The following is a 13,599-nucleotide window of genomic DNA, read 5'->3' as shown; positions in this document are numbered from 1 at the left end:
AGGATTTAGAAGCGGTATAGCGCTTGAACAAATAGAGTATTTTGCTCAACCACTTTCTCGTCACCACGGTATATGTCAGCGTTTGATGTTTCCGTGTCTTTGGCCCACTCATACTCAGCCTTTACAAGCCAATCCTCGCCAAGCGCTTGCTCATAGCCAATGGTTGCTTTACGGATATCTTTGAAGTAATCATCTTTGCTACCGATACCGTTAGTTTCGTTTTGACCAATTCGAGTACGCACGTACATGGTTCCGGCGTCATCAAAGCTGTACTGCACGATAGGTTCGATATATTTCTCTGTGAAGTCAGCTACTTTACTGCCATTCGCTTCATTTTCTTTAATCTGATAGAACAGCTCTACACCAAACTCCCAGTTAGCAAAACGCTTATATGGTTTGAACAACAAGCTGTAACCCGCTTCACGAGTATCCCCCCACTCACTCTTATCTTCCTTGTTTACTAGGTACTCAAGGTTTGAATAGAAGCCCGCGCTATATTCATTGTTCCAGTATGTAAGATAAGGTCTTAAGCTATGCTCTCCAGACGTTTTTCTCAGACCAGATACACCGGCTGTGCTGTACAACTGACTCCGAGTGTATTCCAGTTCATAAATTAAGCCTGTGCCCCATCCATCACCAAAATGGAATCCCTTATCAATTGAAAATAGGTGTTTATAACCATCTTCCGTCTCACTGTAGCCTTTTTGCTCTTTCTTGCGATCTTCTAATTTAAAGCCATAGAGTGCATTTAAGTTCCACTTAGCGTTTCGATAAAACAGACTCACCACTTCGTGTGTGCGAGTTTTCTCAGTCGCTTTCACTCCTCCCCATTTCTGCCAGTCAGTCGTTGTTTTGTATTCATATTCAACCGATGAGCCGACATGCCCCCCAAACTGTAGAGCGTCATCAAAAAAAGTATCTTCAGGGGCAAAGCCTCGGTCATTAGCAGCAAATGCGGTCGTACTTAAAAGCAGTGTGTTAGCAATGAGTACAGACAATGTTGTTCGTTTCACGGTATTTCCTTAATTGTTCCAGGCAGTGGATATTAGAAAAATTCTGGCCATGAATTTTAGTAGTTCACGTTGAACGCCTAATTATTGTTCTGGAAATATTTTTAGATTTCCTCCTATTGATTATACAAATGAGACTTGCATCACCATTAATGATGGTATTTTTGAATTTGGTCACAAAAACCCTGTTTTTCATAAGCATAAGGCAAAATTAACAAGTGAATTTTACGTTGAGTCCTTATTCAACCTGGTTTCATATAACAAACAGCAACCCCATAACACCGATCGATATTAGTGACAAATATCACATATAGATACCATTTCCATGTTTATTATATTGACTTATTACGACGGCATTTTAACCTAGTAGTATCTTATGGACTACTAACCTAATGAGCGGTGTGGGTATGAAAAAAAACCTAATTACAGCAGGACTGATTGGATCTCTTTTGGTCGCGGCAACGGTCAATGCACAAGCCATCTCCCCAGAAGACAATGCAGAGCTGTTGATCTGGACGGACTCCACAACAGTCGACTACATGGAGTACGCGGCTAAAGCGTTTAACCAAGACTTTAACTACGATGTCGAGTTTTCTTTCCGAGGCCTTGCTCCTATCGATGCAGCTTCAAGACTGATCCAAGATGGCGGCTCAGCTCGCGTCGCGGACGTTGCCGAAATCGAACATGACCTGCTGGGTAGGTTGGTTGTCGCTGGTGGTGCGATGGAAAACTTGGTGTCCGCACCGCGCATCAATGAAACCTTTATGCAAAATGCCATCGACGCCTCTAAGTCAGAAGGTAAGAGCTATGGTTTCCCGGTGAGTTTCGCCACCACGGCACTCTTTTATAACAAGGACTTACTGCCAAAAGCACCCAACACATTTGAAGAGCTCATTGAGTTTTCGAAAACTTTCAACGATAAAAAATCTCACAAGTACGCGCTGCTGTGGGACATTCAGAACTATTACGAGTCGCGTTCGTTTGTCACGTTGTACGGCGCGTATGAGTTTGGTAATCACGGCACCGACGCAAAAGACATCGGTATCAATTCAGAGAAAGCGCAGCAAGGCTTAGAGGCGATGAAGAAGCTGCGCGTTGCAAACAACTCCAACCCAATCGACATGAGAAATGCACAGGTACGTCGAGGCTTGTTTAGCGAAGGTAAAGTCGCGGCAATCATCGATGGTCCTTGGGCCATCAAAGGCTACCAAGATTCTGGTGTCAATTATGGCGTTGTACCTCTACCAAAACTTGAAGGTCAGCAGCCTAGAACGTTTTCAACCGTGCGCCTAGCCGTCGTCTCTTCTTACACGGAATATCCAAGAGCCGCGCAGCTTTTCGCAGATTATCTGTCGAGCGACAAGATGCTGAAAAAACGCTTTGAGATGACCAAGGCCATTCCACCCGTCCAATCGGTGATGGAAGAGATCATTGTTGATGCAGACGAAGCAACATACGCCATCATCACTCAAGGTTTCTATTCCGATGCGATGCCATCCATCCCTGAAATGGGCTTTATTTGGTCACCAATGGCGAGTGCCATTACGGCAATGTGGGTCAATGACAAGTCACCGAAAGAGGTTCTTGACCGTGCTCGATCAATCATCGCAGAACAGATTGAATTACAAGAGTAAAGATGTCTATGTTGTTATCACAAACTCAGCCGGCACCTAAGGTGCCCGCTTCGATCCTGATTATGGGCGCGACTCAGCTACGCTTTGGCCATTGGGTCAAAGGGGCTGTGTTCCTCGCCTTGCAAATCGTCACCTTGTTGTTTCTCGTCGACATCACTATCGCACTAAAAGGATTAGTGACGCTCGGCGATGTGGCTCAAGTGCGTAATGGCTTTGACATCATCCCCGGCGACAACTCTATCTTTATGCTGGTTGAAGGGGTGATCGCGCTGATTTACTGCTTTCTGTTTTTGTGTGTCTACACGATTAACGTGAAAGATGCGCTAAGTGTAACGCCGAGCCATGCGTCACTCTCAGAGCAATTCAAGCAGATCTACGACGAGAAATTCGCCTTTATCATGCTGTCACCAGCCTTTTTGGCCAGCATCGCGTTCATCATTTTGCCAATCGTCATCACCGTGTTGGTCTCGTTTACCAACTATTCGGCGCCGCACCATATCCCGCCGCGTAACCTGGTGGATTGGGTTGGATTTAAAAACTTTATTGCGCTGTTTGAGCTAAAAATCTGGTCCAGCACCTTCTTCGGCGTGGCTTCTTGGACGGTAATTTGGGCGTTCTTTGCGACTGTCTGTACTTGTGGATTTGGTTTTCTGCTTGCTCTGGCGCTGCAAAAGAAAGACATCAAGGCTAAAAAAGCGTGGCGCTTTATCTTCATTTTGCCTTATGCCATTCCCGCTTTCGTTACCTTGCTGATGTTCCGTTTACTGCTTAACGGCGTCGGGCCGGTTAACGCGACGTTAAACGCTTGGGGCTTTGATTCTATTGCGTTTCTCTCTGATCCATTCACGGCAAAAATTACGGTTATCGCTGTCAGTGTGTGGGTCGGCGCACCTTACTTCATGTTGTTGATTGCCGGTGCATTGACCAATATTCCTTCCGATCTGTACGAAGCGAGTGAAGTGGATGGTGCCAGTAAGTTCCAACAGTTTTGGGAAATCACCTTACCTATGGTGTTACACCAAGTTGCGCCATCTTTGGTGATGACGTTTGCCCATAACTTCAACAACTTTGGCGCCATCTTCCTTCTAACTGAAGGCGGACCGATTAACCCTGAGTATCGATTTGCGGGTCACACAGACATCCTGATTACTTGGATCTACAAGCTCACGCTCGACTTCCAGCAGTATCAAATTGCCTCTGTTATCTCGATCATCATTTTCTTGTTCTTGTCTGGCATCGCAATTTGGCAGTTCCGACGCATGAAATCCTTTAAAGACGACGTAGGTATGTAACATGGACAAATTTATCGGAAAAATCGGCACCGCGATCGTCTATCTGTTTCTCACAGCGAATGCGCTATTGGTGCTCGGCCCAGTACTTTGGACGATCTTGGCTTCTTTCAAAGTCGGCACTAACTTGTTCAGCTCATCTTTTACGGAAATTGAGTTCACGTTGGACCATTACCGAGCGCTATTCAACGATACGCCTTACTTTGATTGGTACAAAAACACTTTTCTGTTAGCAACGGCGAATATGTTGATTTCACTGGTTGTGGTGACCCTCTCAGCTTTTGTCTTTTCACGATACCGTTTTAAAGGCAAACGCAACATTATGATGAGCATTCTTGTTCTGCAGATGTTCCCAGCGTTTCTCTCCATGACGGCAATCTACATTTTGCTGTCGAAGATGAACCTTATCGACACCTACGCTGGCTTGTTGTTCGTCTATGTGACGGGGTCACTCCCCTTCATGGTTTGGTTGGTCAAAGGCTATTTTGATGCGATTCCAACCTCGCTCGATGAAGCAGCAAAAATTGATGGTGCCGGTCACATGACCATTTTCCTTGAGATCATTTTGCCGCTCGCCAAGCCGATTCTGGTTTTCGTCGCCCTTGTGTCATTTACAGGACCTTGGATGGACTTCATTTTGCCAACGCTCATCCTGCGCAGCGAAGAGAAAATGACCTTAGCGATTGGCATCTTTAGTTGGATCTCTTCCAACTCCGCAGAGAACTTTACTCTGTTTGCCGCCGGCTCTCTCTTAGTCGCGGTACCTATCACGCTGCTGTTTGTGGTCACGCAAAAACACATCACCACAGGCTTAGTCAGTGGCGCAGTAAAAGAATAACAACGTCAGGATATACACATGATTACAAGAAGCTCCCTTTCACACTCGGCAAAGAGTGCGGACAGTTACGCCTACGATAATGACACGCTGCATATCCGCTTACGCAGCGCCAAAGGTGAAATCGAAAAAGTCGCCCTTTGGATTGGAGACCCTTATCACTGGGCAGAAGGCGGCTTAGATGGTGGTAACCTCGGCGGTAGTGACGCCCATGGTTGGGTCGGTGGTAATGAAGTGGAAATGAGTTTTGAAGGCCAATCAGAGCATCACGATCACTGGTTCGCCGAATTTACCCCTCCCAAAAAGCGCACACGTTACGGCTTTATCCTTTACGGTAAAGGTGGTGAAAAACTGCTGTTTGGTGAAAAGCGCATTGTCGACATCGCTCAGGATACTCAAGCAGAAGTGGAACTGAGTAACTTAAGTAACTTTTTCTGCTTTCCGTTTATTAACCCTCGCGATGTATTAACCACACCTAAGTGGGTTAAAGAGACGATTTGGTACCAGATTTTCCCTGAGCGTTTCGCCAATGGACGTCCAGAGATTTCCCCGAGCAACGTATTACCATGGGGCAGCCAACCCACCAGCGACAGCTTTATGGGCGGTGATTTATGGGGCGTGATCGATAAGCTCGATTACCTTCAAGATCTAGGCGTGAACGGACTCTACCTTTGTCCTATTTTCACCGCTAATGCCAACCACAAATACGACACGGTGGACTACTACAACGTTGACCCGCATTTTGGTGGCAACGAAGCGTTTAAAGCATTGGTTAGCGAAGCACATAAACGCGGAATGAAGGTGATGCTTGATGCGGTGTTTAATCATATTGGCGATCAATCACCGCTATGGCTTGATGTGGTTGAGAAAGGTAAAGACTCTCAATATGCAGATTGGTTTTGGATCAACCAGTTCCCTGTTTACCCAGACACGCCAAGAGAGGAATGGGATTTTTGGAACCTAAACTACGAAACGTTCGCCAACGTTGCAGAGATGCCAAAACTCAATACCGAGAATGAAGAGTGTCGCGCTTATTTACTCGATGTTGCCAAGCATTGGGTTGAAGAATTTGGTATTGATGGATGGCGCTTAGACGTTGCCAACGAAGTCGATCACAGCTTCTGGCGAGAGTTCCGCAAGGTAGTGAAACAAGCCAATCCAGACTGCTACATCCTCGGTGAAATTTGGCATGAAGGGATGCCTTGGCTGCGTGGCGATCAATATGACTCTTTGATGAACTACCCGTTAACCCAGGCAATCACCGATTATTTTGCCATCGCCAGCTTGAATAAGGCAGAGTTTAAGAACACGGTCACGACATCCTACATGGCTTACCCGCGCAATGTGAATGAAGCAATGTTTAATTTGCTCGATAGCCACGACACCACCCGAATCATCTCGTTATGTGGTGGTGACAAACGCAAAGCGAAACTGGCTTACCTCTTTATGTTCACCCAAGTTGGTGCGCCTTGCATCTACTACGGGGGCGAAGTGGGTCTCGATGGGCAACGTGGCATGGGGAGTGAAGATAACCGTAAATGCATGATCTGGGACGAGTCAGAGCAAGATCTTGAATTTAAGCGATTTATTCAGGGCCTCATTTCGCTGCGTAAAAGCTCAGCGGCATTCAATCTACCTTACCTCGACTGGCTTGATGTAGATGACGATCACTGCATCGCCTATCAGCGTGGTGAGTGGCGCTTTATTCTCAATAACAGCGACCAAGTGAAAACCGTCGTATGTAGTGGTAAACCGTACGAGCTTGACGCCTATGGTTATGTCATGGAAAAAGTGTCTCGCTAATGCAAGGCGCCATTCATTTGGGAATCTCTTTGGATTCCCAATCCATTCACACATACACCAGTGACGCTGCAGGCCACGAGCGACTCCGAGCCCGAGAGCCCCTCTCGTCAAACTCAGCTTCGCTTCTCGACACCTTAAAGCGCTTGGTCAATAAAAGCCGAATTCAATTTGGTGAACTCAAAGCGCTGACACTAAGTTGCTCTGAATACTTCACGGCTGCCAATAGCTACCATCAGCCGTCTCCAGAACAACTCGCGAGTGCCCTGAGCCAAACATTCACGATCGAATGCCGGCTTGTCAGCCACTCGCAAGCGGCTGCGATGCATGTGTCTGCACACCACCAGCGTTTGTTAAGCGTTTCGCTCGGCGACAGTTGTGGTTTGGCGTTGTTTGAGAACGGCAAACTACGCCCAAGCCGTCTGTGTGACACGTGGGCACACTCCGAACTTCCTGGTTTTGACTGGCTCGTCGATGGCTTAACGCCGGTATGTCGGTGCAGCAGTGAACACTGTATCGAGCAGTTTTTGTCGGTCGGCGGAATTGAAAGGCAGTATCACCAAATTGTCTTGCAAGACAAACCGCTTGCGGTGATCTTTGCTGGCGTCGCTAACGCGGTCCCAACCGATACAAGGGTGTATCGTACCTTTATCGACCAGCTGGCTCGCAGTTTGGCCAAGCCAATAACCGAGTTAATGCCCGAGACTCTTCTGCTGTCTGGCGACGTGGTTTGCCACGCGCCTATCAATGACGATTTACTCGTGGCACTGAGTCGATACATCGACGTCTCTTTGCTCCCCGACTCGATCACCTTATCCAGTGATGCGTTTGCTTTTGCTCAGGGTGCGGCACTCTTCTCGGAAAAAAATCACAACAATCGTTTTCTCTCCATACGATGACAATGATAATCTAAAGTAGGTAAATAAATTGAACAGCTTCAGAGGACAACCTGTGTCAGATCTAGTGACCAAACTGATGGATTTCGGCTTTTCTAAAACCGATGCGCTTGTGTACATCAACCTACTCAAAAACGGCCGTGCAAGCGGATACAAAATCGCTAAAGACATCTCTTTGTCTCGCTCTTCAGTTTATTCATCGATCGATAACCTCTATACCAACGGCTACATCTTCCTTTCAGACGGTGATACCAAAGAGTATGAAGCGAAATCGCCAGAACTGATCTTCAATCAAATTGAGAAAAAGACCGTCGAGAATATCAATATTCTTAAAACCGAACTGTCGAAGATGATGCTGCAAGAAGAAAAGCAGTTTGTGTACAACGTCACCGGCTATGAAAATGTGCTGCAAAAAGCCAAAGAAGTGATCAACCAAGCCAACTTGGAGATTTACCTCAATACCGACTTTAACTTAAATCTGTTTGCACAAGAGCTTTGTGATGCCATTGAACGTGGCGTGCGTGTGATTGTTTTCTCATTCAATAAAGTAGCGAGTCCTCATGAGAAGATCGAAATGTATTCTCGCTCTGACAACGAAGAAATCGAGTACCCTTCCCACCGCTTTATGTGCGTGGCGGATATGAAGCTAGCACTGATGTTTTCTCACCGTGACGAAACCTTGGGCCTTTATGCCAACAACCGCTTGATGGTGAAAATGATCGCTGAGCACATCCACAGTGACATCTACCTCACGGAATATGAAAAGCTGGAACCTGAGAAGCGCATCCGCGTCAATACCATTCACGAACAACACAACTCGATGGTGATGGACGATCTCGCCAAACACTAACAATCATGAGGGTGACATGCTCACCCTCCTCTTGCTCTGATTAAACCCTCGCCAGAACCGCTCTGATTTCTTCGATACCGTTGCCTTGCTCGCGTCGCAGTGGTCTAATACTCAAGTGATTTTCAACCACTTGGTAAATAGATAATGCAACAAGAGCATCAACCTACGTTTTTCTTTTTCGACTATGAAACGTGGGGAACCAGCCCTGCAAAGGATCGTCCTTGCCAATTTGCAGGTGTGCGTACCGATATGGATTTCAACATCATTGGTGAGCCTCTGGTTATCTATTGCCAACCACCGACAGATTACTTACCCGCACCAGAAGCGGCATTAATCACCGGTATCACTCCTCAAACTGCCGTTGCCAAAGGATTGTCTGAGCCAGAGTTCATCGCCAAGATCCATGAGCAGCTCGCTACTCCAAACACCATTAACCTGGGTTACAACAGCATTCGATTCGACGATGAAGTGACTCGCTATACGTGTTATCGCAACTTCATCGACCCCTACGCTTGGAGCTGGCAAAACGGCAACTCGCGCTGGGACCTGCTCGACGTGATGCGCGCTTGTTATGCACTACGCCCAGAAGGAGTTGAGTGGCCAGAAAATGACGAAGGGTTTATCAGCTTTAAGCTAGAGCATCTTTCTAAAGCCAACGGAATTGAACACGAAAATGCTCACGATGCGATGGCCGACGTAGTTGCTACTATTGAAATGGCAAAGAAGATCAAAGCTGCGCAACCTAAGCTGTTTGATTATTTCCTCAGTATGCGCCACAAACGCAAGCTCAACGATCTGATTGATATTGTTAACATGACGCCATTAATGCATGTCTCGGGCATGTTGGGTCGAGAGTGTAATTACACCAGTTGGATGGTTCCTGTGGCTTGGCATCCAACCAACCAAAATGCGGTGATCATGGTCGATTTGGCCAAAGACCCACAACCCCTGTTCGATTTGGATGTTGAGCAGCTCAATGAGCGCCTGTACACCAAACACTCGGAACTGGCAGACGATGAACTTCCGGTCCCGGTAAAACTGGTCCACCTTAATAAGTGTCCGATACTTGCGCCTGCGAAAACCTTAACCGCAGAAAACGCCGCGAATATTGGTATCAACCGAGAGCAATGCCTTGAGAACTTGGCTCGTCTGCGTCAAACCCCTGAAATACGCGAAAAGCTGATTGGCTTATACAGTATCGACCGGGAGTACGCGAAAGATAACGATGTCGATAGCATGCTTTATGACGGATTCTTTTCTCCGGCGGATAAAGCCTCGATGGACATTATTCGCCAAACCGATCCAAATAATTTAGCGGCGCTTGATATCTCGTTTAATGATGACCGAATTGCGCCGCTACTATTTCGCTACCGAGCACGAAACTTCCCTGCCACTTTAGATGAGTCAGAACAGCAACGCTGGGCAAATCATTGCCGAGACTACTTCGAAAGTCGTATTGAAGACTATATGCTCAATTTGGAAAACTTAGTTCACGAACATGAAAGTGATGAAAAGAAGCTAGCTATTTTAAAATCCGTTTATCAATACGTACAAAAGCTAGTATCTTAGATACCAGAACGCCTGCACCCTAACAGATGCCTCAGCCACATACACAATAATTACCAGTCATGAGGCACTGACACCCAACCAACATGGGTTTACACCGTGTTGGTTTTTTACGTTGCGTTTTTGCAACGCATGATAATTTCGGACGATAACAACTTATGGCAAAAACAGTGCTGAAATACGTTGTGTCAATGGGGCTGATTTTCCTCTGCCTCATCGCGGGCATCAACATTCAACATCTTCTCGACATTTCGATTCCTGGTAGCATCATCGGCATGCTGATTCTCTTTGGATTGCTTGCAAGTGGACTTGTTCCAGTCGACTGGGTACGCCCAAGCGCAAGTTTGTTTATTCGCTATATGGTGCTTCTGTTTGTGCCCATCAGTGTTGGGTTGATGGAGCATTTCGATATGTTACTCGCTAATGCGCTGCCTATTCTCGCCAGCGCGGTAGGTGGGACATTCATTGTTCTTGTATTGCTTGGCCTTATGCTTGATCGAATGCTAAAAGGGGGACAAAAGTAATGTGGCTATTCGTTACCCTTGTTGTCTTTTTCGCTGCTCGCTGGTTGTGTCAAAAAATCAAAAGCCCATTTATGAACCCGCTTTTGATCAGCTTAGCTGTACTCATTCCACTTCTGACGTATTTGAAGGTTCCGTTTGAGACATATTATGCCGACAACCAGTGGATCAACTATCTGCTTCAACCCGCTGTCGTTGCGCTGGCTTATCCTTTGTATGAGCAATTGCCGCAGATCCGAGCAAACTGGCGAATCATCATGCTTGCCTGCGGTGTAGGTAGCGTGATGTCGATGCTCACTGCCAGTATGATTGCCGTCTACATGCAAGCCGACATTACACTGATCGCAAGCCTACTTGGTAAATCTGTCACCACGCCTATCGCGATGGAAGTCTCTAGCCACCTAGGCGGAGAGCCTGCAATTGCCGCGATCTTAGTCCTAATCGTCGGTCTGTTTGGCGCGATTGTGGCGTACCCTGTCTACAACTTGCTTAACATTACTCACCCTATTGCCAAAGGGCTTACCATGGGAACGGTATCCCACGCGCTGGGTACCGCAACCTGCGCTGAAAAAGATGGTCAAGACGCCGCATTTAGCTCTCTCGCCTTAGTGGTTTGTGGTGTGATTACTTCTATTCTTGCCCCTTCTTTCTTCGCATTTGCCGTTTGGCTTGCTGCCTAACTCACTTTTGCGACGTTTGGTCGAGCTGTTCAGTCGCAGCTCGACCGACCTCACTCCTCTCCTTTATGTAATCGATACCATGTGTGACCTCACTCTAATTATGCAAACAATAAATTCGTTACAATGATTAGTGTGATTTAAATCTCAGTAATGTTTTACTCTTCGCATAAAATGAAATACCAGTATCAAGGCATGTCTGTACTGTAAAGACGCCCGTGCCAAAGATATCAATTAACGTATACACAAGGATTCACCATGAGAAGCCGCATTGAAAAAGCGCTATCTGATGCGCCAAGCCAAATCGCAGAATACCTATCACCCATTCTGTTAGCTGATGACTTTGACGCAACGCTTTCCCCTCAGCAATTTTCAGAGCTTCTGTCCATTTCAGGGCTAGAAGATGACGAACTTCGCGTCGCGCTGCTTCCTTTTGCTGCCGCTTATTCCTATGCACCTATCTCAAATTTTTATGTAGGCGCGATCGTACGCGGTTTGTCAGGACGCTTATACTTTGGCGCGAACGTCGAAATCCTCGGCGCACAACTCGGCCAAACCGTTCACGCAGAGCAGTCAGCCATTAGCCACGCATGGATGAAAGGCGAACAAGGTATTTCAGACATTACGATTAACTTTAGCCCTTGTGGCCACTGTCGTCAGTTTATGAATGAATTGACCACCGCAGATAAGTTAGTGGTGCAGCTACCACAGCGTGACGAAATGACCTTGCAAGAGTATCTACCGGAGTCGTTTGGCCCTTCCGATCTTGGTATCGAGTCTGGACTCATGTCTAGCGTTGACCATGGCAAGCATACGAATGAAACCGATGAAATGGTTAACAAAGCCGTCGAGGCACTTAACCGCAGCCACGCCCCTTACACTAAGAACTTAAGTGGCGTGTGTCTTAAACTCGATAGCGGTGAGGTTTACTTAGGTGCATACGCTGAAAATGCGGCGTTTAACCCAAGCTTGCCACCACTGCAAGTGGCGATGATTCAGCTACTTCTAGATGGTAAATCTTTGCAAAATATAGAGTCTGCGGCACTGGCGGAAATGGCCGACGGTACCATCAGTCACCTTGCGGATACACAGGCAACACTGGAAGCAATCAATCCCGATATTCCGGTCGCCTACTTAGCGATATAAAATACAAAAGGCGCTCAATGAGCGCCTTTTGTTTCACTTTGCCACTTACCTAAACGTCAAAGAACGGTGTCGGATCCACTTCTAAGCCGCTTGGGGCAATCGCTCGTTCGATGGTTACTTTACTGTGTTTTACATCAACGTATGACACGTCAACGAAACGCTTGTACTTTCGAGAGTAGAAACACTTGACCTCAGGTTTAACTGGTTCCGCCGCATTGGAAGTCCATACGATGCCGACCCGACCATCACTCAGTTCAACCAAAGCACCGACTGGGTATACACCAATACAATTGATGAATTTATAGACCAAGTCTCGGTCTAGATGAAATGGTGTCAGGCTAAGCAAAATCTTAAACGCCTCTGCGGAGCTCATCCCCTTTTTGTAACAGCGATCCGCGGTTAGAGCGTCATATATATCGACAATACAGCTCATACGCCCATGAGTTGGCATCTGCTCAGCAGTCAAACCTCTTGGGTACCCTGTCCCATCCAATTTCTCGTGGTGCATCAAGCATACGTCACGAGCAATGTCGCTCAGCCCAGTAACAGTACTGATGATTTCACCCGCATAGACCTGATGCAGCTTCATGTGCTCAAACTCTTCTGGCGTTAAGCGTGCGGGTTTATGGAGCACTTTGTCGTCGACTTTAATTTTGCCAACATCATGGATAATGCCACCAATCGCCATCTGTTTTAACGTCTCTTTGGGTAAGTTTAGATGCTTACCAAATGAGACCAATAAGGTCGCAACGTTGACCGAGTGTTCCAGTAAGTACTCATCTTTACTTCTTAACGCAGAAACGCAGTGAAGCGCATCAGAATCGATCAGCACGGACTCAATCAAATCATCCGCCCAGCCATCTAGCTCATCTACATGAATAGACTTGCCTTCAAACGTCTGATTAAGAATTTTTTGCGCTAGACCTTTCGCTTCGCGGATAATCTTTGAGGCTTTTTTCTGTTGGGAAAAGCGGCTCATTTTCTTACGCTTTATCGGTGCGGGGGGCGCGCCTTCTGGCTCCACCTCTGGCTGATCGCTTACTGGTTTAAATACACTGCCCTTTACCGACAGACTTTGATCTACCCAAGCATACTTAACGCCATTTTTCACCAATTGACGAATTGCTTGTTGAGTAGGTACTCGCCCTGCATTAGCAAGGTTGACGCGTTTGCTGTCTTCAATGGCGGTAACAAACATGCCCACCGTCAGCGTATCAATCGGTATCTTGATGGATTGTTTTAGGTCGTACTGCATCTGTTCTTTTTATATCCCGAGCATTTGTTTTTGCCACCTTTACGTCTGGGGAAAACTTGAAACAAGATTTCGACGAAATTTCAGTGATTTGGCGCTCTTTAACTTATAAATTACACGGCT

Annotated in this window: 12 protein-coding genes; 10 read left to right on the top strand and 2 right to left on the bottom strand. The window is 46.7% G+C overall.

Translation table 11 applies throughout. The annotated features are described in order from the left end of the window. Positions 1 to 5 precede the first annotated feature (5 nt). Positions 6 to 1,013: a hypothetical protein gene (locus OH458_RS07285; RefSeq protein WP_005470801.1), complete on the bottom strand. Its 1,008-nt coding sequence runs from the start codon at positions 1,011 to 1,013 to the stop codon at positions 6 to 8. 404 nt (positions 1,014 to 1,417) lie between these two features. On the opposite strand from OH458_RS07285, the gene OH458_RS07280 reads away from it, so the two are divergent. The 10 genes from OH458_RS07280 (at position 1,418) to cdd (ending at position 12,224) form a co-directional block, all read left to right on the top strand. Then, positions 1,418 to 2,644, top strand: a complete 1,227-nt coding sequence (locus tag OH458_RS07280; RefSeq protein ID WP_038189568.1) for a sugar ABC transporter substrate-binding protein — start codon at positions 1,418 to 1,420, stop codon at positions 2,642 to 2,644. 8 nt (positions 2,645 to 2,652) lie between these two features. Continuing rightward, the gene (locus OH458_RS07275; protein ID WP_269977849.1) at positions 2,653 to 3,936 is read left to right on the top strand and encodes a carbohydrate ABC transporter permease; all 1,284 of its coding nucleotides are present in this window, start codon (positions 2,653 to 2,655) and stop codon (positions 3,934 to 3,936) included. A 1-nt stretch (position 3,937) separates the two neighbouring features. Beyond that, entirely contained in the window at positions 3,938 to 4,771 is an 834-nt protein-coding gene (locus OH458_RS07270) for a sugar ABC transporter permease (RefSeq protein ID WP_005470771.1), read from the top strand. 18 nt (positions 4,772 to 4,789) lie between these two features. After that, entirely contained in the window at positions 4,790 to 6,571 is a 1,782-nt protein-coding gene (locus OH458_RS07265) for a glycoside hydrolase family 13 protein (protein WP_269977788.1), read from the top strand. After that, positions 6,571 to 7,467 carry an ROK family protein gene (locus OH458_RS07260; protein ID WP_269977787.1) on the top strand — a complete coding sequence of 299 codons (897 nt, stop codon included), beginning with the start codon at positions 6,571 to 6,573 and terminating at the stop codon, positions 7,465 to 7,467. The genes OH458_RS07265 and OH458_RS07260 overlap by 1 nt, the downstream gene beginning before the upstream one ends. 52 nt (positions 7,468 to 7,519) lie before the next feature. After that, on the top strand, positions 7,520 to 8,314 hold the full coding sequence (locus OH458_RS07255) for a TrmB family transcriptional regulator (RefSeq protein ID WP_269977786.1): 795 nt from the start codon (positions 7,520 to 7,522) through the stop codon (positions 8,312 to 8,314). A gap of 144 nt (positions 8,315 to 8,458) precedes the next feature. Further along, positions 8,459 to 9,883 (top strand): exodeoxyribonuclease I, encoded by a 1,425-nt coding sequence (gene sbcB, locus OH458_RS07250; RefSeq protein ID WP_269977785.1) that lies wholly within the window; start codon positions 8,459 to 8,461, stop codon positions 9,881 to 9,883. A gap of 155 nt (positions 9,884 to 10,038) precedes the next feature. Next, positions 10,039 to 10,404 (top strand): CidA/LrgA family protein, encoded by a 366-nt coding sequence (locus OH458_RS07245; RefSeq protein WP_038138294.1) that lies wholly within the window; start codon positions 10,039 to 10,041, stop codon positions 10,402 to 10,404. Beyond that, a complete protein-coding gene (locus tag OH458_RS07240; RefSeq protein ID WP_269977784.1) occupies positions 10,404 to 11,081 on the top strand; it encodes a CidB/LrgB family autolysis modulator in 678 nt (225 codons plus the stop codon). The genes OH458_RS07245 and OH458_RS07240 overlap by 1 nt, the downstream gene beginning before the upstream one ends. A 255-nt stretch (positions 11,082 to 11,336) precedes the next feature. Next, the gene (cdd, locus tag OH458_RS07235; protein WP_005470699.1) at positions 11,337 to 12,224 is read left to right on the top strand and encodes a cytidine deaminase; all 888 of its coding nucleotides are present in this window, start codon (positions 11,337 to 11,339) and stop codon (positions 12,222 to 12,224) included. Between the two features lie 49 nt (positions 12,225 to 12,273). Here the strand turns inward: cdd and OH458_RS07230 are convergent, their stop codons facing one another. Then, entirely contained in the window at positions 12,274 to 13,479 is a 1,206-nt protein-coding gene (locus OH458_RS07230; RefSeq protein ID WP_269977783.1) for an HD-GYP domain-containing protein, read from the bottom strand. Positions 13,480 to 13,599 lie beyond the last annotated feature (120 nt).

The sequence above is a fragment of the Vibrio sp. MarTm2 genome (assembly GCF_027587055.1).
Lineage (GTDB): Bacteria > Pseudomonadota > Gammaproteobacteria > Enterobacterales > Vibrionaceae > Vibrio > Vibrio sinaloensis_D.
The sequence above is the reverse complement of the archived record's forward strand: the minus strand, read 5'-3'. Positions and strand labels throughout refer to the sequence as shown.

Excerpts from the sequence above, each read along its gene's own strand:
- OH458_RS07280 (WP_038189568.1), top strand. The coding sequence starts at position 1,418 with ATGAAAAAAAACCTAATTACAGCAGGACTGATTGGATCTCTTTTGGTC.
- OH458_RS07275 (WP_269977849.1), top strand. The coding sequence starts at position 2,653 with ATGTTGTTATCACAAACTCAGCCGGCACCTAAGGTGCCCGCTTCGATC.
- OH458_RS07270 (WP_005470771.1), top strand. The coding sequence starts at position 3,938 with ATGGACAAATTTATCGGAAAAATCGGCACCGCGATCGTCTATCTGTTT.
- OH458_RS07265 (WP_269977788.1), top strand. The coding sequence starts at position 4,790 with ATGATTACAAGAAGCTCCCTTTCACACTCGGCAAAGAGTGCGGACAGT.
- OH458_RS07260 (WP_269977787.1), top strand. The coding sequence starts at position 6,571 with ATGCAAGGCGCCATTCATTTGGGAATCTCTTTGGATTCCCAATCCATT.
- sbcB (WP_269977785.1), top strand. The coding sequence starts at position 8,459 with ATGCAACAAGAGCATCAACCTACGTTTTTCTTTTTCGACTATGAAACG.
- OH458_RS07245 (WP_038138294.1), top strand. The coding sequence starts at position 10,039 with ATGGCAAAAACAGTGCTGAAATACGTTGTGTCAATGGGGCTGATTTTC.
- OH458_RS07240 (WP_269977784.1), top strand. The coding sequence starts at position 10,404 with ATGTGGCTATTCGTTACCCTTGTTGTCTTTTTCGCTGCTCGCTGGTTG.
- cdd (WP_005470699.1), top strand. The coding sequence starts at position 11,337 with ATGAGAAGCCGCATTGAAAAAGCGCTATCTGATGCGCCAAGCCAAATC.
- OH458_RS07230 (WP_269977783.1), bottom strand. The coding sequence starts at position 13,479 with ATGCAGTACGACCTAAAACAATCCATCAAGATACCGATTGATACGCTG.